This is a genomic window from Thalassovita sp. ABM4_323, assembly GCF_056158665.1.
Map to the genome: position 1 here is coordinate 1,729,919 of NZ_JBSWTS010000007.1, position 21,386 is coordinate 1,751,304.

At 59.4% G+C, this 21,386-nt stretch carries 22 protein-coding genes; 9 read left to right on the forward strand and 13 right to left on the reverse strand.

The window, feature by feature from the left end:
- The first annotated feature begins 32 nt into the window (after positions 1-32).
- Complete coding sequence (locus ACXADQ_RS11020) at positions 33-170, forward strand: hypothetical protein (RefSeq protein WP_475320273.1); 138 nt, start codon at positions 33-35, stop codon at positions 168-170.
- Between the two features lie 63 nt (positions 171-233).
- Positions 234-641, forward strand: coding sequence for a hypothetical protein (locus ACXADQ_RS11025; RefSeq protein WP_475320276.1), 408 nt, complete (start codon positions 234-236; stop codon positions 639-641).
- A gap of 86 nt (positions 642-727) precedes the next feature.
- Here the strand turns inward: ACXADQ_RS11025 and ACXADQ_RS11030 are convergent, their stop codons facing one another.
- Genes ACXADQ_RS11030 through ACXADQ_RS11040 form a run of 3 tightly spaced genes read right to left on the reverse strand, consistent with a single transcriptional unit; the run spans position 728 to position 3,752 of the window.
- Positions 728-1,744 carry an ABC transporter substrate-binding protein gene (locus tag ACXADQ_RS11030; RefSeq protein ID WP_475320277.1) on the reverse strand — a complete coding sequence of 339 codons (1,017 nt, stop codon included), beginning with the start codon at positions 1,742-1,744 and terminating at the stop codon, positions 728-730.
- On the reverse strand, positions 1,714-3,090 hold the full coding sequence (locus ACXADQ_RS11035) for a sensor histidine kinase (protein WP_475320280.1): 1,377 nt from the start codon (positions 3,088-3,090) through the stop codon (positions 1,714-1,716). The genes ACXADQ_RS11030 and ACXADQ_RS11035 overlap by 31 nt, the downstream gene beginning before the upstream one ends.
- Positions 3,087-3,752, reverse strand: coding sequence for a response regulator transcription factor (locus ACXADQ_RS11040; protein ID WP_475320283.1), 666 nt, complete (start codon positions 3,750-3,752; stop codon positions 3,087-3,089). Before ACXADQ_RS11040 ends, ACXADQ_RS11035 begins: the two co-directional genes overlap by 4 nt.
- Before the next feature lie 118 nt (positions 3,753-3,870).
- Between ACXADQ_RS11040 and ACXADQ_RS11045 the strand changes: the two genes are divergently transcribed.
- The 4 genes from ACXADQ_RS11045 to ACXADQ_RS11060 all read left to right on the forward strand — a co-directional run bounded on the left by ACXADQ_RS11045 (position 3,871) and on the right by ACXADQ_RS11060 (position 8,163).
- Positions 3,871-4,842 (forward strand): tripartite tricarboxylate transporter substrate binding protein, encoded by a 972-nt coding sequence (locus ACXADQ_RS11045; protein ID WP_475320286.1) that lies wholly within the window; start codon positions 3,871-3,873, stop codon positions 4,840-4,842.
- A 262-nt stretch (positions 4,843-5,104) separates the two neighbouring features.
- On the forward strand, positions 5,105-5,587 hold the full coding sequence (locus tag ACXADQ_RS11050) for a tripartite tricarboxylate transporter TctB family protein (protein WP_475320290.1): 483 nt from the start codon (positions 5,105-5,107) through the stop codon (positions 5,585-5,587).
- 11 nt (positions 5,588-5,598) lie between these two features.
- The gene (locus tag ACXADQ_RS11055) at positions 5,599-7,113 is read left to right on the forward strand and encodes a tripartite tricarboxylate transporter permease (protein ID WP_475320294.1); all 1,515 of its coding nucleotides are present in this window, start codon (positions 5,599-5,601) and stop codon (positions 7,111-7,113) included.
- 33 nt (positions 7,114-7,146) lie between these two features.
- Entirely contained in the window at positions 7,147-8,163 is a 1,017-nt protein-coding gene (locus tag ACXADQ_RS11060; RefSeq protein ID WP_475320297.1) for an AbrB family transcriptional regulator, read from the forward strand.
- A 102-nt stretch (positions 8,164-8,265) separates the two neighbouring features.
- Here ACXADQ_RS11060 and ACXADQ_RS11065 read toward each other — a convergent pair whose 3' ends face one another.
- From ACXADQ_RS11065 to ACXADQ_RS11095, 7 genes are read right to left on the reverse strand one after another with little or no spacing between them, the layout of a single operon-like run.
- Entirely contained in the window at positions 8,266-9,270 is a 1,005-nt protein-coding gene (locus ACXADQ_RS11065; RefSeq protein ID WP_475320301.1) for a branched-chain amino acid ABC transporter permease, read from the reverse strand.
- Positions 9,267-10,145 (reverse strand): branched-chain amino acid ABC transporter permease, encoded by an 879-nt coding sequence (locus ACXADQ_RS11070; protein WP_475320304.1) that lies wholly within the window; start codon positions 10,143-10,145, stop codon positions 9,267-9,269. The genes ACXADQ_RS11065 and ACXADQ_RS11070 overlap by 4 nt, the downstream gene beginning before the upstream one ends.
- A 3-nt stretch (positions 10,146-10,148) precedes the next feature.
- Positions 10,149-10,862: an ABC transporter ATP-binding protein gene (locus ACXADQ_RS11075; protein ID WP_475320308.1), complete on the reverse strand. Its 714-nt coding sequence runs from the start codon at positions 10,860-10,862 to the stop codon at positions 10,149-10,151.
- Positions 10,859-11,626 carry an ABC transporter ATP-binding protein gene (locus ACXADQ_RS11080; protein ID WP_475320313.1) on the reverse strand — a complete coding sequence of 256 codons (768 nt, stop codon included), beginning with the start codon at positions 11,624-11,626 and terminating at the stop codon, positions 10,859-10,861. The genes ACXADQ_RS11075 and ACXADQ_RS11080 overlap by 4 nt, the downstream gene beginning before the upstream one ends.
- A gap of 8 nt (positions 11,627-11,634) precedes the next feature.
- Positions 11,635-12,270 carry a hypothetical protein gene (locus ACXADQ_RS11085; protein ID WP_475320317.1) on the reverse strand — a complete coding sequence of 212 codons (636 nt, stop codon included), beginning with the start codon at positions 12,268-12,270 and terminating at the stop codon, positions 11,635-11,637.
- A 45-nt stretch (positions 12,271-12,315) separates the two neighbouring features.
- Positions 12,316-12,954 (reverse strand): ABC transporter substrate-binding protein, encoded by a 639-nt coding sequence (locus ACXADQ_RS11090; protein WP_475320320.1) that lies wholly within the window; start codon positions 12,952-12,954, stop codon positions 12,316-12,318.
- Positions 12,955-12,970: 16 nt separating this feature from the next.
- Positions 12,971-14,089, reverse strand: coding sequence for a class II histone deacetylase (locus ACXADQ_RS11095; protein WP_475320323.1), 1,119 nt, complete (start codon positions 14,087-14,089; stop codon positions 12,971-12,973).
- A gap of 224 nt (positions 14,090-14,313) precedes the next feature.
- Here ACXADQ_RS11095 and ACXADQ_RS11100 point away from each other — a divergent pair, with 224 nt between their 5' ends.
- Together ACXADQ_RS11100 and ACXADQ_RS11105 are read left to right on the forward strand one after the other, a co-directional pair.
- The gene (locus ACXADQ_RS11100; RefSeq protein WP_475320326.1) at positions 14,314-14,994 is read left to right on the forward strand and encodes a TetR/AcrR family transcriptional regulator; all 681 of its coding nucleotides are present in this window, start codon (positions 14,314-14,316) and stop codon (positions 14,992-14,994) included.
- A gap of 4 nt (positions 14,995-14,998) precedes the next feature.
- Positions 14,999-16,657: an amidohydrolase gene (locus ACXADQ_RS11105; protein WP_475320330.1), complete on the forward strand. Its 1,659-nt coding sequence runs from the start codon at positions 14,999-15,001 to the stop codon at positions 16,655-16,657.
- A 21-nt stretch (positions 16,658-16,678) separates the two neighbouring features.
- Here ACXADQ_RS11105 and ACXADQ_RS11110 read toward each other — a convergent pair whose 3' ends face one another.
- From ACXADQ_RS11110 to ACXADQ_RS11120, 3 genes are read right to left on the reverse strand one after another with little or no spacing between them, the layout of a single operon-like run.
- Positions 16,679-18,271, reverse strand: a complete 1,593-nt coding sequence (locus tag ACXADQ_RS11110) for a GMC family oxidoreductase (RefSeq protein WP_475320333.1) — start codon at positions 18,269-18,271, stop codon at positions 16,679-16,681.
- Positions 18,272-18,289: 18 nt separating this feature from the next.
- Entirely contained in the window at positions 18,290-19,276 is a 987-nt protein-coding gene (locus tag ACXADQ_RS11115; protein ID WP_475320336.1) for an alpha/beta hydrolase, read from the reverse strand.
- On the reverse strand, positions 19,273-20,094 hold the full coding sequence (locus ACXADQ_RS11120) for an IclR family transcriptional regulator (RefSeq protein WP_475320339.1): 822 nt from the start codon (positions 20,092-20,094) through the stop codon (positions 19,273-19,275). The genes ACXADQ_RS11115 and ACXADQ_RS11120 overlap by 4 nt, the downstream gene beginning before the upstream one ends.
- A 278-nt stretch (positions 20,095-20,372) precedes the next feature.
- Here ACXADQ_RS11120 and ACXADQ_RS11125 point away from each other — a divergent pair, with 278 nt between their 5' ends.
- Positions 20,373-21,377, forward strand: coding sequence for a TAXI family TRAP transporter solute-binding subunit (locus ACXADQ_RS11125; RefSeq protein WP_475320343.1), 1,005 nt, complete (start codon positions 20,373-20,375; stop codon positions 21,375-21,377).
- Positions 21,378-21,386 lie beyond the last annotated feature (9 nt).

The following is a 21,386-nucleotide window of genomic DNA, read 5'->3' on the forward strand; positions in this document are numbered from 1 at the left end:
ACGCCTTAAAATGCTGCGCAGGACCGCAATTGTTGGTCCTGCGCCTGACAGTAACCGACGACGATGCGGCCAAGGTTGAAGAACGCGAACGCTGGCAAAACTGGCAACGCGAAAACAGCGGCGGCACATACGGCCAATATCTCGATTGGAAGAAAGCCCAAGGGCTTTAACAATGACGGCTTACGCCGCCATTAGGGGTTGTCTGCTGTCAAACCCGATGGCAACAAGAACATATGTTGATTGAGTTTTTTAAGAAGCTGGAAAAGTCGAAGTGGTTGCCATGGGTCGGCACTGCACCATTCATTCTCATTCCTATCGCAGTCATGTTTGGCGGTGAGGTGTCCCGAGGGGCTGGCATACTCGCATTCTTTGCCAGCACGTGGGTGGGAATCGCCCTAGGCGGTAAGTTCGCTCACTTCGTTGCCACTCACCTCCTCAAAACCTCCCAGGACATGGGCAAACGAATAACGGCAGGCGGTTTTGCCTTCGGTTACCTGTTCCTCCCTGTGCTCGTAGCTTCGTTCACAAATTCCAATCTAGGAACCAGCATCGAAATGCTCTCGCTCGGCGCTCATTTTCTATGGGCTTGTGTTGGGGCTGGAATCTTCTTCTGTGTCAGCCCATCTGCCGATGAAAAATAATGGCGGCTTACGCCGCCGTTGGGGGCTGTCTGCCCCCAAACCCCCGAGGATACCGGCCTTTTGACACGACAGCGTTGGGGTGGCCCTTACTTCTGCAAAATGGCGCTTTCCCATTCCGACAGGAAGGCGCGTTTCTTAAGTTGATCCAGAAACACCAAAAGACCAGGGCCGATCCGGATGCGGTTCAAGGCCGCTTCGTATTGGCTGAGATCCAGCGCAGGATGGGTCAGCGGGCGCGCATCGGGGCCGTGTGATCTGGTCATCAGGTGGTCCAGAAACACAGAGGCAATATCAGAAGAGGGCGCGTTCTTAGGGATCAGCGCGGTCCGCAGCATGACTGTGGTGAAATCTGAGGGCAGAATGATGGCGAACTCGTCGCGATCCTGGCGGTTGATCGCATAGCTTCCAAGCACGTTATACGCGATCAGCAGGTCACCGGATTTCACCGCGTCAATCATATCAGAGGAACAGCAATACAGCTGCGCATCCAGCCCGCCCATCACCTCGGTCAGACGCCAATAGATTTCCGAGGCCCGCGTGTCTTGGGTTGCGAACAGATATCCCAGGCCAGACTGGCGCACGTCATAGGTCCCCACACGGCCGCGAAAAACCTCGGGGTATTGGCGCAAAAGGTTGATCAGATCGTTCCGGCTTTCGGGAAGGGGAAGGTCGCCAAAACCAGATTTGGAGACGACGATCGCGGCTGGTTCCTGCGTGAAGGCGAACAGCATATTGTTCCACACGGCCCAATCCGGCAGCGCCCCCGTGGCCTCTGACGCATGGCGTTGGGCCCATCCATCATTGGCCAGTTTGGTTTGCAGATCCATCGCGCTGGAAACGGCCACGTCAAAGGCGTGACCTTCCTGGACAATGGCTTTTTGCAGCTCGGCAGAGCTGACAACCGTATACTCGATGGACGTGTCAGGCTCGGAGGCCAGAAAAGACGTGATCATTGGTTCAAAAAACGCGATGTCGGCGGTCGAGATGATCCGCAATTTCCGGTCGCTGTCAGAAGGACCAAAGCGCGCGACCTGTTCAGCCTGAAACGCGCTGGCCCACCCGGCCAAACCGATCAGGACAAGGGAAAGAGCAAACTGACGCATGCGCCGCCTCCGGGGTTGTTGCTGATTTGCAAAGAGCCGCCATGGGCCTCGACCACCTCTTTGGCGATGGTCAACCCCAGGCCGGATCCGACGATCGAATGCGTGTTCGTCCCACGCGCAAAGCGCTTGGGCAGATCGCCCAGTTCTTCGGTCAGAAAGCCGGGGCCCGTATCCCGGACGCTGATGCGGGCACCGTGTTCCGCAACGTCCAGCGCGACCAGAATATCGGCACCGGCGGGCGCGTATTTCACGGCGTTGTCCAACAGGTTGTGCAGCGCGTTTTGCACCAGGATCGGATCGCCTTTGATCTCGGCAGTCTCGACGGTGGTAGTTTCCAGGATGATATCCTTGAGCTCGGAGGTCGGTCGCATTCTTTCGACTGTGTCCTGCACCAGGCGATCCAGGCTGATCTCTTCGCGGGCCAGATGGTCCAGCCGAAAAGTCACCATGGCGTGATCCAACAGCTGCCCGGCCGTGCGCGAGCTGTCATCAATGGCGCGGATCATCTCTTTTAACGCTTTGCGGGTCTCTGGATCGTCGGATTTGCGCTGGGCAACCTCGGCCTTGGTGCGCACCACGGCCAATGGTGTGCGGACCCGGTGTGCGGCTTCGGCAATGAAATCCTCGGACCGCGCCAGGGAATGTTGCAAACGGCGCATGAATGAATTCAACGAGGCAACCAGCGGCACCATTTCCGAGGGCACCGGGGCCGCGACCGGGCGCAGGTCTTTGGGGCCCCGGCGCGAGACCGACTCTGTCAGCCGATCCAACGGGCGGATGGTGCTGCGCGAGATGACCCCGGCCAGCAACACCGAAACCAGAAAGAAACTTGCCCCGATCCCCATCGAGGTCTGCGAAATTCTTGCCAGCGCCTGTTTCTGCCCCGAAAGCGTTTGCGCGACCGAAACGTGAAGGTATCGCTGACCTTCTGCTGTCGATACCCGGCGTCTGAGTGTGGCCACGCGGACATCCTCGCCCAGAAATGTGGTGGACAGATAGGCCGGAGCACCGTTGCCGTTTCCCCGGGCCTTGGGCAAATCGGCGTAGCCGCTCAGAAACCTGTCCTCCAGACGAATGGCATAGAACACGCGCTCGTCCGAGAGACTGTCCAGCATCGACAGGGCAGAGTAGGGAAGGTCGATGCTGATGTCCCGGCCGCTCAGACGCGCGCTATCCAGAATGGACAGGGCCGAGGCGGTCAGTACATTATCCTGACTTTCCTGGGCCACTTGCCGGGCCACGGACTGCACGACGAAATAGACAACGATCGCCAGCACAGCCGCACTGGCCAGCAGCGACAGCAACAGCCTTCGGTGGATAGAACCCTGAGCGACGGGCGGGGTCATGAGATTTCGAGCTTGTAGCCAAGCCCGCGAATGGTGGTGATTTTTACCGTCGAGGAGTCCAGGTGGCGCCGCAGTCGCCCGATATAGACCTCGATCGCATTTTCCGTGACGTCTTCATCATAGGAAAACAGCCGGTCCACCAGCGTTGATTTCGAAAATACCCGCCCGGGCGCATTGGCCAGTACCTCGAACAAACGCAGCTCGCGCGTGCGCAACTGGATGTCCTGATCAGGTAGTTTGAGCGTCCCAGACAACGAATTGAAACGAAGATTCCCAAGGGTCAGAAGATTCTGCGCAGCACCTCCGCGGCGGCGCAACACCGCACGGCACCGTGCTTCGAGCTCGGAAAAGTCGATGGGTTTGACCATGTAGTCATCCGCGCCCAGATCCAGCAGCCCAACCCGGTCGGCGATCTCTGAGCGCGCGGTCAGGACGATAACCGGCGTGCTCTCCTCTTGCTTGCGATGCTGCGCCAGAAAGGTCCTGCCGTCGCCATCAGGAAGCATAATATCCAATAAAATCAAGTCATAAGTGGTGGTGGCCGTGAATTCATGTGCGGTCTGAATGTCGGGCGCATGGTCAACAACATGACCATCCAGCATCAGCCTGTCGACGACGGCCTCGGCCAGTTGCATATTGTCTTCGATCAGCAGGAACCGCATGAAGGTTTTTCTCTTTTCGCTACTTTTTATACCGTGTCAGCTTTGTGTCAGCTTAGATTGTCAGCTTCTCCCGACATGAGCGGCAAGCGCCGCCAATGTCAAATGGGAGGACCAAGACATGACATTCAATATCGGCCGCCGGGCTCTTCTCGCTGCGGCAGCAGCGTTCACTTTTGCCGGGCCTGTTGCGGCAGAGCCAGTTGTCGGCAGCATCCATTTCCTGATCCCAGGTGGCGCAGGCGGCGGCTGGGACGGTACGGCACGCGGAACCGGTGAAGCTCTGACCGGAGCAGGGCTGGTCGGCACAGCGTCCTACGAAAACATGTCCGGTGGCGGAGGTGGCAAGGCCATCGGCTATCTGATCGAAAACGCGGACAGCCAGCACGGCACGCTGATGGTCAACTCGACCCCGATCGTGATCCGCTCGCTGACCGGCGTTTTCCCACACAACTTCCGTGACCTGACGCTGGTCGCAGGCACCATTGGTGACTATGCGGCCATCGTCGTCGGCAAGAACAGTCCTCTGAACTCGATGCAGGACCTGCTGACCGCGTTTGATACGGATGCCTCTCGTACAGCCATCGGCGGCGGTTCGGTGCCGGGCGGCATGGACCACCTGGTCGCAGCCATGGTGATGGAGGCCGCCGGCAAGGACGCGCTGGCAGTAAAATACATTCCCTATGATGCCGGCGGGAAAGCCATGGCAGCGCTGCTGTCTGGCGAAATCGCAGCCCTGTCGACCGGGTTCTCAGAAGCAGTGGCCCTGGCCGAAGCAGGCGAAGTCAAAATCCTGGGTGTAACCGCAGATGAACGTGTCTCGGCCTATGACGCACCCACCATGAAAGAACAGGGAATCGACACCACCTTCGTCAACTGGCGTGGGTTCTTCGCGGCCCCTGGCCTGCCTGCCGATAAGTTGGCCACATACCAGGAGGCGATCGCGAAGATGTATGAGGCGCCAGAATGGGAAACCGTGCGTGCCCGCAACGGCTGGGTCAACATCCACAATTCGGGCGATGATTTCAAAGCCTTCCTGGAAGATCAGGAACAGGTAATTGGCGATCTGATGAAGAAATTGGGCTTCCTCTGAAAATCAGGTGCGAGGGGCCAGCCCCTCGCGCTCCCCGAGGTATTTCAGGCAAGAGGAAGGGGAGAGCGCGAACCCTCCCCAATAGAAGGAAGAACCTTCCCCTTGCACGGCCATCGGCTCCTCAGCCTGTACCGTGCGGACAACCTAGCAAGAGAACGGTTAACAACATCTTTCCTCTTGCCCAAAATACCTTGGGGTGAATTGAGCCGCAGGCTCAAGAGGGGCAACGCCCCTTCCCTATTCTGGAAAAAGGAGAATCCTGATGGCTTTGGATCGCTGGGTTTCATTTATCATTCTATGCGCGGCGCTGGCGTATGGCTATGCGGCGTTCTTCACGATGGACGCGTCTTTGCCGCCGTTCATGCAGCGCAATCCGATCTGGCCAAGCACCTTTCCCAAGGTTCTGGCCGTGCTGACTATTTTGACCTCGATGTTCATTCTGTTGGGATTGGAAAAATCTGCTGAAAGCGACAAAGAACCAGACATCGATTACCGCCGTCTTGGGGAGTATCATCTGTGGCAGGCGCTGGCCTTGTTGGGGTTGATGGTGGCGTATGCGCTGCTTTTGCGCCCCGGGGGATTTTTGTTCGCGACCTTCGCATTCTTGAGCTGTGGGTCCTTTGTGCTGGGCGAACGCAAATTCCATATTCTGCTGCCCGTCGCTGCCCTGGCCAGCTTTGTTGTCTGGTATCTGGTGGACGAGGTGCTGGGCATCTTCTTGCGCCCCTGGCCGTTTTTTATCTGAGGAGCTGAGACATGATCGAAGGACTTATGATCGGCCTTGGCGCCGCACTTTCCATTCAAAACCTGGCTATGGTGATCGCCGGCTGTCTGATTGGCACATTTATCGGCATGCTGCCGGGGCTGGGGCCGATGTCGATCATCGCCATCATGATTCCCGTTGCCATCACGATCGGAGATCCCTCGGCCGCCATCATCCTGTTGGCCGGTGTGTATTACGGTGCCATTTTTGGTGGCTCGACCTCGTCGATCCTGTTGAACGCTCCGGGCGTCGCAGGCACGGTGGCTTCCAGTTTTGATGGCTATCCGATGGCACGCAAAGGCCAGGCCGGCAAGGCGCTGACCATTGCGGCGATTGCCTCGTTCGCGGGGGGCAGCATTGGCGCGCTTCTGTTGATGATTTTCGCCCCGATGCTGTCGACCGTCGCGTTGCTGTTCCACTCGGCCGAGTATTTCGCGCTGATGGTTGTCGGCCTGTCGGCCATCGCGGCCTTTGCGGGCACCGGCAATGTTGGCAAGGCCATTTTGATGACCTTGCTGGGATTGGTCATGGCAACGGTCGGAGAAGGCGCGTTGTTCAACATGCCGCGCTTCACCATGGGGTTGATGGACCTGCAATCAGGGTTCAGCTTCATCACGCTGGCCATGGCGATGTTTGCCTTACCCGAGGCGCTGTTTCTGGTGCTCAAGCCCGAGCGTTCGGCCCAGGGCAGTAGCGGCAAGATTGAAAACCTGCGCATCACCAAAGAGGAAGGGCGCAAGATCGCGCCGGTTATTGGACGCCAGTCGATCCAGGGCTTCTTTATCGGGGTGTTGCCGGGGGCGGGCGCGACCATTGCATCGTTCCTTGGCTATGCGGTGGAACGCAACATTGCTTCGAAGGAAGAGCAAGCGGAGTTCGGCAAGGGGGCCATCAAGGGCTTGGCTGCTCCGGAAACCGCCAATAACGCCGCCTGTACCGGGTCATTCGTGCCCCTGCTAACCTTGGGTATTCCCGGGTCGGGCACTACGGCGATCCTGTTGGGGGCGCTGATTGCGCTGAATGTCACGCCAGGCCCGCGCCTGATGATCGACGAGCCTCAGATTTTCTGGGCGGTGATCATCTCGATGTATATCGGGAACCTGGTCCTGCTGATCCTGAATCTGCCGCTGATCCCCTATATCGCCAAGGTTCTGGCCATTCCGCGCAACTATCTGATCCCGTTCATTTTGTTCTTCACCCTGATGGGCAGCTACATCGGGCAGAACAACGCGACCGAGCTGTTGCTTCTTGTGGGTATGGGGATCTGCGCGACAATTCTGAAGTTCGCGGATTACCCGCTGGCCCCGCTGTTGATCGGCTTTATTCTTGGCGGCATGCTCGAGGACAACTTCTCTCGTTCCATGCAGTTGTATGACGGAATTGGGTTCATCTTCGACCGCCCAATGACGCTTGGTTTGTTGGTCATCGCTGTCCTGTTGGTCGTCATCCCAAGTTACCGTGCCCGCCGTGCAAAGGCGCGACAGGAGGGGACAGCAGAAGGTGATTGATGTGCATGCCGAGTAATGCGAAAGGCTAGTGACATGTCGCGTGTACTGACCTTTCTGATCGCCGGTGTTGGCAGCCTGGGGTTTTATCTCCTTGGGCTGCCTTTGCCGTTTCTTCTTGGACCCATGTTTGCCTGTCTGATCGCGGCACTTGGAGGAGCAACGCTGAAAGGTGCCGGGCAGTTCGGCATGTTCATGCGCACGTTTCTTGGGGTCGCGGTCGGCAGCTCGATTACCCCAGAGCTGCTGGGGCGCATGCCTGACATCGCAAGTTCGCTGATTTTCGTTCCGCTGTTCATCGCGTCAATTGCAGCGGTGGGGTATCCCTTGCTGCGCTATGTTTTCGGGTTGGACCGAGTCACCTCCTGGTACAGCGCCATGCCAGGCGGGTTGCAGGACATGTTGATCTTTGGCGAGGAATCCGGCGGTGACCCGCGTGCGTTGTCGCTGATCCACGCAACCCGAGTCGTCGTTCTGGTCAGCTGTGCGCCCGTTTTGATCCAGGTCGTGTGGGGGTTGGATCTGAGCGCCGCGCCCGGGCAGCCGATGTCGGCGATCTCGCCCTGGCAAATCGTGATCCTGGTGGCAGCGGGCTTGTTCGGATGGAAGATCTTTGAGCGCATCGGCCTGTTCGGGGCGTCGATCCTGGGGCCGATGATTCTGACCACCGCATTGTCCCTGGCTGGGGTGGTGCAAACCCGGCCACCAGCCGAAATTATCCAGGCCTCGCAATTCTTTATCGGTATCGCAGTTGGCGTGAAATATGTCGGGATTACCAGCCGCGAGATCCGCGTTCATGTGGTGGCGGGGATCCTCTATTCGGTCTTGCTGGGCGTCGTCTCGTTTGGGTTCTTTCTGATTATCACGCGCCTGGAGCTGGCGCCGTCTCTGGATGCATTGATGGCCTTCTTGCCTGGCGGTCAGGCCGAGATGGTTGTCATCGCGATCATGGCGGGTTCGGACCTGGCCTATGTCGTGACCCATCACATTCTAAGGATTGTCATAGTCGTCCTGTTCGCCCCGATCATCGGGCGCCGCTTTCCTAAGAACTGATCTTGCAAAGCCTGTGGTTCGCCGGCCGGTCGTCCGCCCGGCAAACAGATTTCAGAGGAGAGCCGAGGGGCGCGATGGCGGCGACCCTCGGCCAAGGTCATTTCACGTCCGAGACGGAAGCCGCAGGCTGGTTTTTCGCAACTTTGCCGGAAGCTGGGCCAAGCCCTTGGGCAGGATGACCACAAAGACGATCAGCGAGACGCCCAGGACCAGGTTGCGCGCGTCGCCCATTTCCTTGGAAAGTTCGACAACCACCATCATCACGCCTGCGCCGATGATCGGCCCCCAGGTCGAGCCCGCGCCGCCCACGACGACCATCGCCAGAATGTACATCAGCGTTGAAAACTCGAACAGGCTGGGCCCGGCAAAGCGGAAATGCGCCGCGTAGACACCGCCCGCCAATCCGGTCAGCAAGGCCGACAGGGCGAAGGCGGCGGTCTGGTATTTGCGCCGGTCAATCCCGCGGCTGCTGGCATAGCCTACGTTGTCTCGGATCGCGCGAAACGCCAGACCCAGACGCCCGTGGATGATCACCACCGAGGCCAGGATCGTCACCGCAAAGGCGCCCAGAACTACGAAATAATGCCCCAGAACCCACTGGCCCTTCAGCAAGGGGCGGAACCCGAAATCCTGGAACCGCGAGAACCCGGTGGCCCCGCCGAACAGCTGCTGACAGGCGCCGCGCACCTGGGTGAAGCACTCGGTTTCGGTGATAATCAGCACGTGGATCATTTCGGCGATGGCATAGGTCAGCAGCGCGACATAGGCGCCGGTCAGGCGCAAACAGGCCATACCGATGATCAATGCCAGCGCGGCCGAGGCAACCGCCGCAATCGGGATCGCCGCCCACACCGACATCTGCGCGAATGTCGCCCCCATCGCGACGCCGTAGGCCCCCACGGCAAAGAACAGCATCTGCGCCAGCGAAAACACGCCCGCATGCCCCATCAGCAGGTTCCAGTTCAGCGCCACCATCGCCCAGATAAAGAACACGATGACCTCGCCCAGAAGATAGCGCTGCGTGATAAACAGCGGCAAAATCGCAAAGCTGACGATGATCAGGACCCCGATCAGCAAATGCTTGGTCAGTTCGTCATACCGTTTCATAGGCGCACCACTCTTTCTTTGCCAAACAGGCCTTGCGGGCGCCAGATCAGCACCAGAACCACCAGCATCAACATGGTCGGGAATGCAAAACGCACCCCGAAATAATAGGCAAAGCCGGCCTCCATCAGGGCCAGGGCAAAGGCGCTGAGGCCCGCGCCCCAGATATTGCCCAGACCGGCGACCACACAGATCACGAAGGCCTTGAGCAACGGGTCTCCGCCCATTTGTGGCGACAGCGTTGTCATGGTCGAGATCATCAAGCCTGCCGCGCCCGCCAGCGCCCCGGCCAGGGCCATGACTTGCAGGAACACCGTGTCAGCCTTGACGCCCATCAGCATCGCGGCTTCTCGGTTCAGTGCGGTGGCGCGGATGGCGCGGCCAAAGCGGGTTTTCATCAGCAGCCAGGCCAGCGCAAGGATCAGAACCAGCGCCACCACAAAGATCACCATCGCCTGATAGGTCACCGTGATGCCCGCAACGCTGGTAAAGCCGTCCAGCTTTAGCGGTTGCGGGTAGGGGTAGCCGCCATAGGTTTTCAGCAGCAGATCCTCGATCAGAATGCCCAGCCCGGCCGTGGCCACCATGACATTCGTGCCAAAATCGGCCGTTCCCAGCATAAAGCGCACGATCACCAGATGGGTCACGATCCCCACTACGGCACCGGCCAGCATGGCCACCAGAATGCCGATCACCAGCGGAATGCCAAAGGCCGTCGCAACCGAGTAGGCAACATAGCCCCCCAGCGTCATGAACAACCCATGGGCCATGTTGAACATGCCCAGGGTTCCGAAAATCAGCGACAAGCCGACCGAGGCCAGCGCATACATGGCCCCCATGGTCAGGCCCGTCACAAGTATCTGGACAAGAGCATCCATGCTTCAGTGTCCTCCTAGATAGGTTTTCAGGATATCCGCGGAATTCGCGGCTTCGGCGGTGGCGCCGCTCCAGACGATGTGCCCGGCATCCATCAGGCACAGGCTGTCCGCGAAATGCAGCAGGCGGCCCGGGTTTTCCTCGATGATCAGAATGGACAGGCCGCGCTCGCGCAGTTGTTGCAGGGCGGCGTAGATCTGTTCGATCACCAGCGGCGCCAGCCCCAGCGAGGGTTCATCCAGCATCAGCAGTTTCACGTTCGCCATCAGGCCGCGCCCGATGCCGACCATGCGCCGCTCGCCGCCAGACAGGCCGCTGGCCAATTGATTGCGTCGCTCGCCCAGTTTGGGGAACAGCTGGTATACCTCTGCCAGACGGCGGGCGACCTCGGCGGTATCCGCACACAGATACGCCCCCATCAGCAGGTTCTCTTCGACCGTCATTTCCGTGAACAGCTGATCGCCCTGCGGGACATGGATCAGGCCACTTTGGACGCGTTTGAAAACCGAGGCTTTGGAGATGTCCTGCCCGTCAAATTGCAGGGCCCCGTCGCGTGTGGGCAGCAGCCCCGACAGCGTCCGCAAAAGCGTGGTTTTGCCATGACCGTTCGGGCCAATCAGCGCGACCACCCCCTTTTCCGGCACGTCCAGCGAAATGCCATGCAGCACCGGGCGGTTCAGATAGCCAGAGACCAGGTTTTCACATGTCAACAGGCTCATGCTGCGCCTCCCAGGCCCGAGCTGCCAAGGTAGACTTCGGACACCATCTTATCCGAGGCCAATCCGGCAGGGGTTGCGTCATAAATCGTCTTGCCCTGGTGCATGATCAGCGCCCGGTCGGCGACCGAGGTGACAAAGCGCATGACGTGCTCGATGAATATCAGGGTCATGCCGCGCGATTTCAGGTCCAGCATCAGCGCGATGAATTCGTCAATTTCAGGCGGGGTTAGCCCGCCCACGGGTTCGTCCAGCAGCAAGATCTCGGGTTGGTTGACCAGCGCCGTGGCCACCATCAGCTTTTTACGGGCCAGCACCGGAATGCCCGCCACGGGGTCTTGTGCGATGTCTGCCAGGCCGATGTCGTCCAGTACCTGCATCGCCGCCTGTTTGTCGGCGCGCCGGGTCAGCACCCAACCGCCCGCGCTGTGACGGCCAAAGACCCGCGCCGCCAACACGTTTTCAAACACGCTCATCTGGTCAAACCCCGAGTTTAGCTGAAACGTCCGCGCCATGCCCAGATGACACAGCTGATGCGGTGCAGTGCCCACGACATCCTGATCACGAAACCTGATCGTGCCCTCGGTGACCGGGGTCAGCCCGGTGATCAGATCAAAGAACGTGGTCTTGCCGGCCCCGTTCGGGCCGCCGATGCCGATCACCTCGCCTTGCTGGACATCGAAATCCATCGTGTCCACAGCCGCAAGAGCGCCGTAGCGTTTGGTCACGCTACGGCACTCGAGAATGATTTCTGAATCATTGCTCATTTTGTGATTTAGGCCTTCATCCATGGGGGCATTTTGAACGCGGCCTTCTTGTAGGGATCCGGAGCGACCAGAACGCCGTCCTTGGTCTTGTCATGGATCTGGCTAAAGATATGCGGCATGCCCAGGCTTGGGTCGTTGGTCTCGGTTGGATAGCTATAGGCCGATTGTGTGTCCGGACGGATGCGCATGGTGCCCATTGGCCCGCGATAAATCAGCGATTTCAGACGATCCGCAACGGCGCGGTTCTGCTCCTCTTCGTAGGGGGCACCGGGACCACCAGCCAAGGCCGCGGCCAGTGCATAGGCTTGCAACGCCTGATAGGTTTGCCCGCCGCCATTGGGCGAGGCCGTGTCACCAAACCGTGCCTTATAGGCCTCGGCGAAGTTGGTGCCGATCTCGTCCTGCAGGGCCCCGATGACGGTGGCATAGATCGCCCCAACCGAGTTATCGCCCGCAATGTCACGGAACGCCGCCAGCGACGCGCCATATTGCAGATAGACCAGGCTGTTGGTGGGGTTGGTCATGAACTGGTTCATGAACTGCGCCTGATCCTGCGGATAAAAATGCGTGATCGCGATCAGAGCAGGCGCATCGGCCCGCAGTTTTGCCAGCGTCGGTCCCCAATCCGAGACCGGGGCCGTCACGGTTTCATACAGCGATACCTCATAGCCATAGGCCGCAGCCCCGGCCTAAATCGCGTTCGCGATGTTGACCGAATAGGTGCCGGGGCTGGTGATCAGCGCGATCTTGTTGTTGGGGCGGGTGAAATCTCCGGCCGCTTCCAGATCAGCAACAAATTTCAGGACACCGTCGCCATACATGGTCTCGGGCGGGTCATATTGGATGGTGCCCCAGAACCGGTCGGGATCGGATTTGATCAGCTCGTCATGGATCACGCCCGTGTTCGAGTGCATCGCGATGATGCCCGCATCGGCGGCCACATCATGCAGCGCGGTGCCGGTTTCCAGGTTATACCCGGTGATCAGAGCGCTGGCGTTGTCCTTGTCGATCAGACGTTGCGCCGCCTGGATGACCACGTCATCGCCCTTGCTTTCTGTATCCACAAAGACCAGCTCGATCGGGCGCCCCAGAATGCCGCCCATCTGGTTGATTTCATCCGCCGCCATTTGCAGTCCGCGCTGAAATTCGATGCCATCCGCCGCGACGATGCCGGTCAGCGGGGCCGGGCAGCCGATGACCACCGGATCCGAGGATTGCGCCTGGGCGCTTTGGTTCAGACCGGTCAGCATGGCCGCCGATCCGGCCGTCATCCCGACGCCCTTTAGAAACCCACGCCGGGTGGGGGTTTGGTTGGTGTGTTTAGACATTACGTCTCTCCCTGTTTTATTTTGTGTCGAAATACGCAGCGCGCGCGTGCTCGATGGCGTCCGCCTGATCTCGGCTTAGGTCTTGCCCGCCGTAGTTGTTGATGTGTTCGCAGAATTCATCGGGGAAGGGGGTGGATACGCCCGCCAGTTCCTCGACCACCGCCTGCCCGCAATAGGGGACGTAGACAGCGGAATATCCGCCCTCGTGCGTTGCCACGATCCGGCCCTTGGCGTGGGTATCGGCAATGCTCAGCAATTGCCGGGTCATCCAGCGATAGTCCTCAGAGCACAGCATCTGCATCCCAAGTGGATCAAGGGCCGAGGCGTCAAACCCCGAGGGGATCACGATCAGCTCGGGCTGGAAGTCATTCAGCGCGGGCATCACGAGGGTCTCGAAGGCAGCGCGGTAAGCCCCTGATCCACTGCCGGGAGGCAACGGGATGTTCAGATTTGAATTGCCGGCACCTTTAACCTCGGTCCCGCCAGAGGCCGGCGGGAACAGGTTCGTCTGGTGCAGCGAAATGGTCAGGACCGAGTCATCGTCCAGGAAAATCGCCTCGGTGCCATTGCCATGGTGCACGTCCCAATCCACCACGGCGATGCGTTCCAGCCCATAGGTTTTCTGGACGTGCTTGATCCCGATGGCGGCATTGGCGAACAGGCAGAAACCCATGGCCAGGTCGGGCAGGGCGTGGTGCCCCGGCGGACGGCACAGCACATAGGCATTGTCTACCTCGCCCTGCATCACCGCATCAAAAGCGTTGATCACCCCGCCAACCGCCAGGCGCGCGATATCCAAACTGGCACCGCCCACCGGGGTCAGCTGCCCCGCATCGCCCCCGCCAGCGGCGCAGACGGATTGCAGGTGATCGATATGGCTCTGCGGGTGCACCATGCCGATGATGTCGTCCGTGGCTGCGAAGGGCTCGATATGGGTCAGATGGGGCCACAGGCCGGTGGCTTGCATCAGGTTCTGCATCCGGCGCTTGGTCTCGGCATTTTCGAAATGCTCGCCGGGTTGCAGCACCAGCGAAGGCGGCACCAATCCGCACCAATTCTGCGTGTCGTGCCAGTAATACAGCTCTGACGAAATCATGCCCGTTTTTCGGGCACATGTTGTTGTTTTGTGGTGCATGTTCACCCCTGTTTTCCTTGTTGTTATCCCAACCCGGCTTTCAAGCGCGCGCCATTGCCGATGTCCGGCAATGCAGCAACAGATTCGCAAGTCATTGTTTTTACGACCTATTGCCCGAGTCGCGGCCATCAATTGCCGTGCGATTTCGTTAATATTGGTGTTGACAAAAAATTATAGTCAAGCAAAAATTATAGCCATACAAAAATTTGGATACGGCACACGGCATGGATGCTCAAGAACTGAAACCCGAAGAAACGGGACTACGTGAACGTAAGAAGCTGAAGCGGCGCCAAGAGCTGCTGGAGGCCTCTAAACAGCTGTTCGGATCAAGGGGGATCGAATCGACAACGATGGCGGATATCGCCGGAGAGGTCGGTGTGTCAGTCCCTACGGTGGTGAATTATTTCGGCTCGAAAGAGGCGATCCTGCTGGCGATCATCAGCGAGGGCGTGTCCAAGGCCTATGATGACCGCGCTGTACTGGCTGAAATGCGCCTGGACGCCCCGTTGGTGGACAACATGGTCGACATATTCTGTCAGGTCACGACCGCGACGCTGGCGATTGCCCCGCGCCGTATCTGGCGCTTTGCCGAGGCCGCCACCATCCGTCATCCAGACACCCAACTGGCCAAGGACTATATGGCGATGGAGGCGCGCTTGATCGCGGCGCTCGCCAATTTGCTGGGCCGCTACGAGTTCCGGTTCCTGGCGCCGCAGGCCCCCGACATGACCGACCTGGTGCGCATCTTTCATTCCTGCTGGAACATGTCCTTCTTTACCTTGATCAAAAACGAAGATCTGGGCCTGGAGGATCTGCGCGCTGAACTGACCGAGAAATTCACTGTCATGTGCAACCTGATATTTGCGGATGGCTCGGTCACGCGCAAACCAACGCCAAAGGACTGATCCGATGGCCCCAGACCTGATACTCGAGAACGCCAGGGTTCTGACGATGAACCCGGCCGCGCCAACCGCGCAAGCCGTGGCTATTCTGGATGGCAAAATCGCAGCCGTCGGCGATTTGGCCGACATCCAGGAACTGGCCGGGCCAGAAACCCGCCGATTTGATGCGCAGGGCAACACCGTTTTGCCGGGCTTCGTGGAATCTCATCTGCATCTGTTTGCCGGGGCCTATGGGCTGCAACTGTTGCAGCTGGACGAGGTGCAAACCGCGGATCAACTGGCGCAAAAGCTGCGCGCCTATGCCGAAGCAAATCCCGCCGAAGGGCTGCTGATCTGCAAGGCGGCGGACTATAACCTGTTCGCGGGCGATGTGCCTCCGCGTAAGATTCTGGATGCCGCGCTGGCGGATCGCCCGGTGATGTTGATCGCACCGGATCACCACACGGCCTGGACCAATTCTATTGGGTTGGAAAAGGCAGGGATTTTGCACGGACGCGCTTTGCCGGTGGGGAATGAAATCGTCATGGGCGCCGACGGGCTGGCCAGTGGTGAATTGCAGGAAAGCCAGGCCATGGCGCCGGTGTTTGATCTGCGCACGTCAGGCGGTCGGGAAACGCTTGGGATGCAAGGGCTGGAGCCGGCGACCAAACCCACCCCGGCGCAGTGGGCCAGCGATCTTGAGGTCATGCAGCGCGGGCTGGAATACTGCGCGTCCTTTGGATTTACCTCGTTGCACAACATGGATGGCAATCGCTATCAGCTGGAACTGCTGCAAGAGCTGGAAACACAGGGCCGGTTGCTGTGCCGCGTTGATGTTCCGTTTCATATGACCCCGGACAAACCGATCTCGGCCCTGCAAGACGCGATCCAGATGCGCGCGGATTTCAGCTCGGATCTTTTGTCTTCGAAGCGGGTCAAAGTCTTCATGGATGGGGTGATCGACAGCGGAACGGCCTATTTGCTTGAGGATTACGCGGATATTCCGGGCACGCGCGGCGAACCCTTGCACGACGCCGAACGGTTCAACCAGATCGCGATCGAGGCTGATCGAAACGGATTCCAGATCGCAGTGCATGCCATCGGGGATGCCGCAGTGCGCCAGGTGCTGGATGGCTACGAGGCTGCGCGCAAAGAAAATGGCGCGCGTGACAGCCGCCACCGGATCGAACATCTGGAGCTGGTGCACCCGCAGGATATTGACCGTGTGCATAGCCTGGGGGTGATCGCCTCGATGCAGCCCTCGCATCCGCCCGGATCGATGGATTTCCCCGAGGAACCCTGGCGTTCACGCGTGGGGCCGGATCGCTGGGTCAACGCCTTTCCTGCGCGCGCGCTGCGCGGTGTCGGGGCGCCGATCCCGTTCGCGTCCGACTGGCCCGTGGCCGACCTCAATCCGATGCGCAACATTCAGGCCGCCCTAACGCGCAAGGGGTTCTCGCCGTCCTGCCCGGACAATCGCTGCTCGTTGATGGAGGCGCTTGAAAGCTACACCTCGGCTGGCGCCTATACCGGTTTCGAAGAGAACATCCGCGGCCAGCTGGCCCCCGGATACCAGGCCGACGTCGTTGTACTGGATGCCGATCTGGAAACACTGGAGGCCGAGCAAATCGGCGATGTCGCGGTTGTACTGACCTTGCAGGGGGGTGTTGAAACCTGGAAAGCCTAGGGGCAGGACTGGCCCCCCGGGCTATCTGATCTTCTGCACCGCGTGTTCTGCAATGGCGATTGTCGGGAAATTGGTGTGGCCGGACATGAGGTTCGGCATGATCGAGGCATCCACGACCCGTAGGCCCTGCACGCCGTAAACCCTAAGATCGGCGTCAACGACCGCTTTGCCGACCTCGCTGGCCGGTCCCATCCGGCACGTGCCGCACGCATGGTGCACGCTGCGGCCCGTTCGCTTGATATATTGCAGTAGCTCAAGGTCTGTCTGCGCCTCATTGCCGGGCCAGACTTCGGTGCTGGCCAGCGGGGCAAAGGGGGCGGCCTGAGCAATCTTTCGCGCCAGGCGCATGCCCTGGATCGTGACCTGTTGGTCGCGCTCGTCCAGCAGAAAGTTGGGCTGTATGGCGGGGGCCTGCCGAGGATCAGCCGACTGAATATGCGAGTCCCCACGGCTTTCGGGTCGCAGCGGGATCGATGTCATCATAAAGCCGGGACGATCGTCCAGTTTCTCTTGGGCGTCGTCCTGGGTGATGCTGAACGGCGTCATGATGAGCTCGAGATCCGGGCGATCCAGATCGGGGTTCGTCTTGGTGAAAATGACCAGATGACCCGCAGCCGCTGTCATAAGGCCGCGCCGCCTTAACCCGTATTTCAAGACTTCCTGCACCAGCCGCACCCCGCGCGAGCGTTCGTTGAAGGTGACCGGTTTGGAAAGATGCCAGGCGCATCTGCCAAGATAGTGATCCTGCAGGTTCTCACCCACACCGGGGCTATTCAGGACGACGTCGATCCCCAGGTTCTGAAGGCGCTGTGCCTGCCCGATCCCCGAGAGTTCCAGCAGCTGAGGCGAGCCAATCGCCCCCGCGCTCAGGATCACCTCGGCTGCGGCATTGGCGACGCATTTCTGCCCTTTGTGGGTATATTCGACGCCAGTGGCTCGGGTGCCTTGAAAACATACCCGTTCGACCTGAGCCGAGGTCACGACGGTTAGGTTTGAGCGTTTAAGCGCGGGTTTCAGATAGGCTTTGGCAGTGCTGAAGCGCAAACCCTTTAAAATAGCGCGCTGCACATAGCCGATGCCGGACATCTCGCCATCATTGTAATCCTGATTGAAGGGAATGCCGCAGGCGGCGCTGGCGTCGATCACCGTTTGCGACAGCTCGGGCAGGTCGGGGCTGATCTCGACCGGGATCGGTCCCGAATGACCCCGGCTTGGGTGGTCAAACCCTGCTGCGCTTTCGATTTTGCGAAAGCTGGGCAGCAGGTCTTGGTAGGACCAGCCGGGATTTCCCAATGCGGCCCAGTCATCATAATCCTGCGGAAGGCCACGGGTCACCATATGCCCGTTGACCGAGCTGGAACCGCCAAGCACCCGCCCCCGAGGCAACGCGACGCGCCGGCCTGCCGTGGCCTGCGTCGGTTCGCTGCTGAAGGTCCAGTTGACCTTGTCCGAGTTAAACCGTTTGCCAAAACCAATGGGAATATGGACCCAGATGTCATTGTCTTTCGGGCCTGCCTCGAGCAGCAAAACCTTTGTGCGCGGCCGTTCACTAAGACGAGCGGCAAGAACGCTTCCGGCGGAACCGGAACCGACGACGATATAGTCAAAGTCCATTTTGAGTTGGTCCTTTTGTTACAATTCCCAAGTGTGTCGTAAGAAATCGGCGACCTCTGCCAAAACGGCAGAGGCATCGGGCAGATGCCTGCTCATGCTGAGAAAGGCGTGAATCTGATGCGGCAGATGACGATGCGTGACGTCCACGCCGGATTGGGCAAGCTTGGTGGCATAGGCCAGACCTTCGTCACACAACGGGTCAAACCCTGCGGTCACAATCAATGTCCGGGGCGAGTCCGACAAATCCGGCGCGCAGAGGGGCGACACTCGAGGATCGCTGCGCTCGCAATCCGGGCTGACATACTGAGAAATGAACCAGCGCATGGTCTGGGCGGTCAGAAAATATCCCTCGGCATTGCGTTGATACGACGGATGCTCGTGGCTGATATCCACAACCGGATAGAACAGCATCTGCGCGCAGAAACCAGTTTCAGATTTGTCCGCCCTAAGCTGGCTGACGACCGCCGCCAGGTTCCCGCCCGCGCTGTCCCCGGCGACGACCAGCTTGGTTGCGTCAATCCCCCGCGCACGGGCATGGCTGAACAGCCAATCCGCAAACGCGGCGCAGTCATTCAGCGCTGCGGGAAACTTGGCTTCTGGCGCGCATCGGTAATCAAGCGCTATGACATGGCACCGCGCCTGATGGGCAATCTGTTTGCAAATCCAGTCATGCGTATCCAGGTTGCCCAGAACCCAACCGCCGCCGTGAAAGAACAGAACCGCCGGGGCCAATTCGGCCCGTTGGTCCCCGCCGATATAGTGGCGAAACCGCACTTCGTGATCATCGATTTGAACAGTGTCGTCTGTGACACGCGCCAGATCGGGGCCATCCGGGCTGAGAAACTGCTGACCGGCAATCATCGCCGCGCGGGCGTCTTCGGGGGTCTGAGTCTCAACGGGTGGGCGCCCCAGCTCGGCTAGGGTGTCCAGCAACGCCCGCGCGGACGGGTCAAGGCCCTGCGATGTCCGGGCGCGGTGTGTGGAACCTGCCTGTTTTACTGTCACGGCCTTTGTCCTTCGGTCGTGCGGGCCAGGTATTCGTCGCGCCCGCAGCCAAGCGCGTCGGAAATTTCCAGGGCCGTCTGGCGGAGCATCTTCAGGTTGGCTTTAAAGACGCCGCCGGTTTGGCGTGCTTCCGGGGCCAGAATGCCGACCGAGCCAACAACGACCCCACCCCGTCGAAACACGGGCGCCGAAATCGCCGTCGCGCCGATGATCAGCTCGTTCGAGCTGGCCGCAAATCCCTGTTCGGTAATCTTCTCCAGATCGCTGGTGATCTCGGCATAGGAGCGGCCAACGGTGGCGCATTCCTGGGCGATTCTTTCAAGGCTGACGTTCGAATAGGCCAGGATCGCGCGCCCAGTGGCCCCAAGGATCATCGAATCCCGGTGCCCGACCTTTCGCCGGAACGTCAGCGCCTGCGGGCTTGCCATTTCAAGAAGGCAGACACGCTCCATCCCATCAGGCGCGAACAGCACGATGGTTTCCTGGGTTCTCTGCCACAGGTCGTGCATCGGATTGCGGGCAAAGTCGACAATATCAAAGCTGGAGTTCCAGGCGTCCGCCATGCCTGCGACCGCAGTGCCTAGCCGGAATTGCAGCGGGTCTCCGTCAGATACGACGAACCCACAATCCTCAAGCGTGCTGAGCAGCCGATACAGGGTGGCCCGATTGATGCGCGTCTTTTCGATCAGTTCGGCGGCGGTCAACGCGCTCTGGTCGGGGGTGAACGCGCGGAGAATTGAGCAGGCACGCGCGACGGAGCTGACTTTTGAGTTTTGCTCTTCAGCGGGGGCTGCGGGTGTGGATGCGGTGAGGGCCATAAGAATCTCCGTTGGGTGATTTTCATAGAATAGGGTCTCAGGGTGGTCAACAAAAGAGTGACAAAGATTCGAAAAATGAGACAAAGACATTTTCGGGAAAGATCGGATTCATTTCCGAAAATCGCGGTGATTCTCGCGTATATGATAAAAAATAGGAATAAATGGAGTTATATTGGGCTGTTGATTTGGGTTTTTGTTCGCGGTTGACAGGTGAAGGGATGCTAGAATAGTAAGACAGAAGTTCGCATAATGAGACAATCCGAGGGAGGGGACTGCAAATGCTGAGCAAGAAACTAGTAGGTGCGGCGCTGGCATGTTGCTTGCTGCCTGTCGTTGCTGTGGCTGGCCCAAAGCAAATCACCATCGCGACACAGCCGGTTGGCACGGCGATGAATGCTGTCGGGAACGCGATGGCAGAAGTATTCGTTAGCGAGTTGGGCGCGCGCACAACCGCGCAGCCTTATGCCGGGAACGCGGTCTACTCGCCCTTGCTGAACAGCGGAGATCTGACGCTGGCCATGACCACGACCTATGCGTTGGGTCTGGATCTTGCTGGCACTGAAAACACCGCTCCGATGCAAGAGCTGCGCACCGTGGCGCGGCTGTGGCGTCTGCCCTATGGCTATTTCGTTCACAAGAATTCAGGCCTGAAAACCGTTTCTGATCTCAAGGGCAAACGCGTGGTTGTCGATATTCGCGCCGCGGTTTCGCTGAAAGAAACCAACGAATTTCTTCTGGAAGCCGGGGGCGTGTCCGTGGACGAGGTCGAGCAGGTCGATGTTGCCGCGTTGCCTCAGGGCGTGAAAGCGGCCGTAGATGGCACCGTGGATTCAGCCCCGATGGCCTTGCCCGTCGCGATGATGCAAGAAGCAAACGCGACCGTCCCGGGCGGCGTGAACTTTCTGGAAATCACCGGTCCCAACGCCAATCAGGAATTTCTCAGCAGCAAAGCCCCTGGGTTGACGCTGGTACGCGTCAAGGCGGGCACCATGCCGGGTGTGGACGTGGACAAAACGGTCTTCGCTCTGGAGCTGGTTTTGTATTCCAGCACGCATGAAACGCCCGAACATGTCGCCGAAATGCTGAACGCGCTTCAGAAAAACTGGCCCAAACTGCAAGAGCAGTTCGGATTTCTGCGCACCGTTCAGGCAGATCAGTTCGTGGATGCGGCAGCGATGTCTGCGCCCTATCACGAGGGTGCGGTCGCGCATTTCAAATCGGTCGGGCAATGGAGCGACGAGGCCGAAGCCCGTCAGCAAGAGCTCCTGTCGCGTCTCAAGTAACCTACGTTA

What these genes read in the sequence shown, in the direction of transcription:
- ACXADQ_RS11025 (WP_475320276.1), top strand. Translation starts at nt 234, where the DNA reads ATGTTGATTGAGTTTTTTAAGAAGCTGGAAAAGTCGAAGTGGTTGCCA.
- ACXADQ_RS11030 (WP_475320277.1), bottom strand. Translation starts at nt 1,744, where the DNA reads ATGCGTCAGTTTGCTCTTTCCCTTGTCCTGATCGGTTTGGCCGGGTGG.
- ACXADQ_RS11035 (WP_475320280.1), bottom strand. Translation starts at nt 3,090, where the DNA reads ATGACCCCGCCCGTCGCTCAGGGTTCTATCCACCGAAGGCTGTTGCTG.
- ACXADQ_RS11040 (WP_475320283.1), bottom strand. Translation starts at nt 3,752, where the DNA reads ATGCGGTTCCTGCTGATCGAAGACAATATGCAACTGGCCGAGGCCGTC.
- ACXADQ_RS11045 (WP_475320286.1), top strand. Translation starts at nt 3,871, where the DNA reads ATGACATTCAATATCGGCCGCCGGGCTCTTCTCGCTGCGGCAGCAGCG.
- ACXADQ_RS11050 (WP_475320290.1), top strand. Translation starts at nt 5,105, where the DNA reads ATGGCTTTGGATCGCTGGGTTTCATTTATCATTCTATGCGCGGCGCTG.
- ACXADQ_RS11055 (WP_475320294.1), top strand. Translation starts at nt 5,599, where the DNA reads ATGATCGAAGGACTTATGATCGGCCTTGGCGCCGCACTTTCCATTCAA.
- ACXADQ_RS11060 (WP_475320297.1), top strand. Translation starts at nt 7,147, where the DNA reads ATGTCGCGTGTACTGACCTTTCTGATCGCCGGTGTTGGCAGCCTGGGG.
- ACXADQ_RS11065 (WP_475320301.1), bottom strand. Translation starts at nt 9,270, where the DNA reads ATGAAACGGTATGACGAACTGACCAAGCATTTGCTGATCGGGGTCCTG.
- ACXADQ_RS11070 (WP_475320304.1), bottom strand. Translation starts at nt 10,145, where the DNA reads ATGGATGCTCTTGTCCAGATACTTGTGACGGGCCTGACCATGGGGGCC.
- ACXADQ_RS11075 (WP_475320308.1), bottom strand. Translation starts at nt 10,862, where the DNA reads ATGAGCCTGTTGACATGTGAAAACCTGGTCTCTGGCTATCTGAACCGC.
- ACXADQ_RS11080 (WP_475320313.1), bottom strand. Translation starts at nt 11,626, where the DNA reads ATGAGCAATGATTCAGAAATCATTCTCGAGTGCCGTAGCGTGACCAAA.
- ACXADQ_RS11090 (WP_475320320.1), bottom strand. Translation starts at nt 12,954, where the DNA reads ATGTCTAAACACACCAACCAAACCCCCACCCGGCGTGGGTTTCTAAAG.
- ACXADQ_RS11095 (WP_475320323.1), bottom strand. Translation starts at nt 14,089, where the DNA reads ATGCACCACAAAACAACAACATGTGCCCGAAAAACGGGCATGATTTCG.
- ACXADQ_RS11100 (WP_475320326.1), top strand. Translation starts at nt 14,314, where the DNA reads ATGGATGCTCAAGAACTGAAACCCGAAGAAACGGGACTACGTGAACGT.
- ACXADQ_RS11105 (WP_475320330.1), top strand. Translation starts at nt 14,999, where the DNA reads ATGGCCCCAGACCTGATACTCGAGAACGCCAGGGTTCTGACGATGAAC.
- ACXADQ_RS11110 (WP_475320333.1), bottom strand. Translation starts at nt 18,271, where the DNA reads ATGGACTTTGACTATATCGTCGTCGGTTCCGGTTCCGCCGGAAGCGTT.
- ACXADQ_RS11120 (WP_475320339.1), bottom strand. Translation starts at nt 20,094, where the DNA reads ATGGCCCTCACCGCATCCACACCCGCAGCCCCCGCTGAAGAGCAAAAC.
- ACXADQ_RS11125 (WP_475320343.1), top strand. Translation starts at nt 20,373, where the DNA reads ATGCTGAGCAAGAAACTAGTAGGTGCGGCGCTGGCATGTTGCTTGCTG.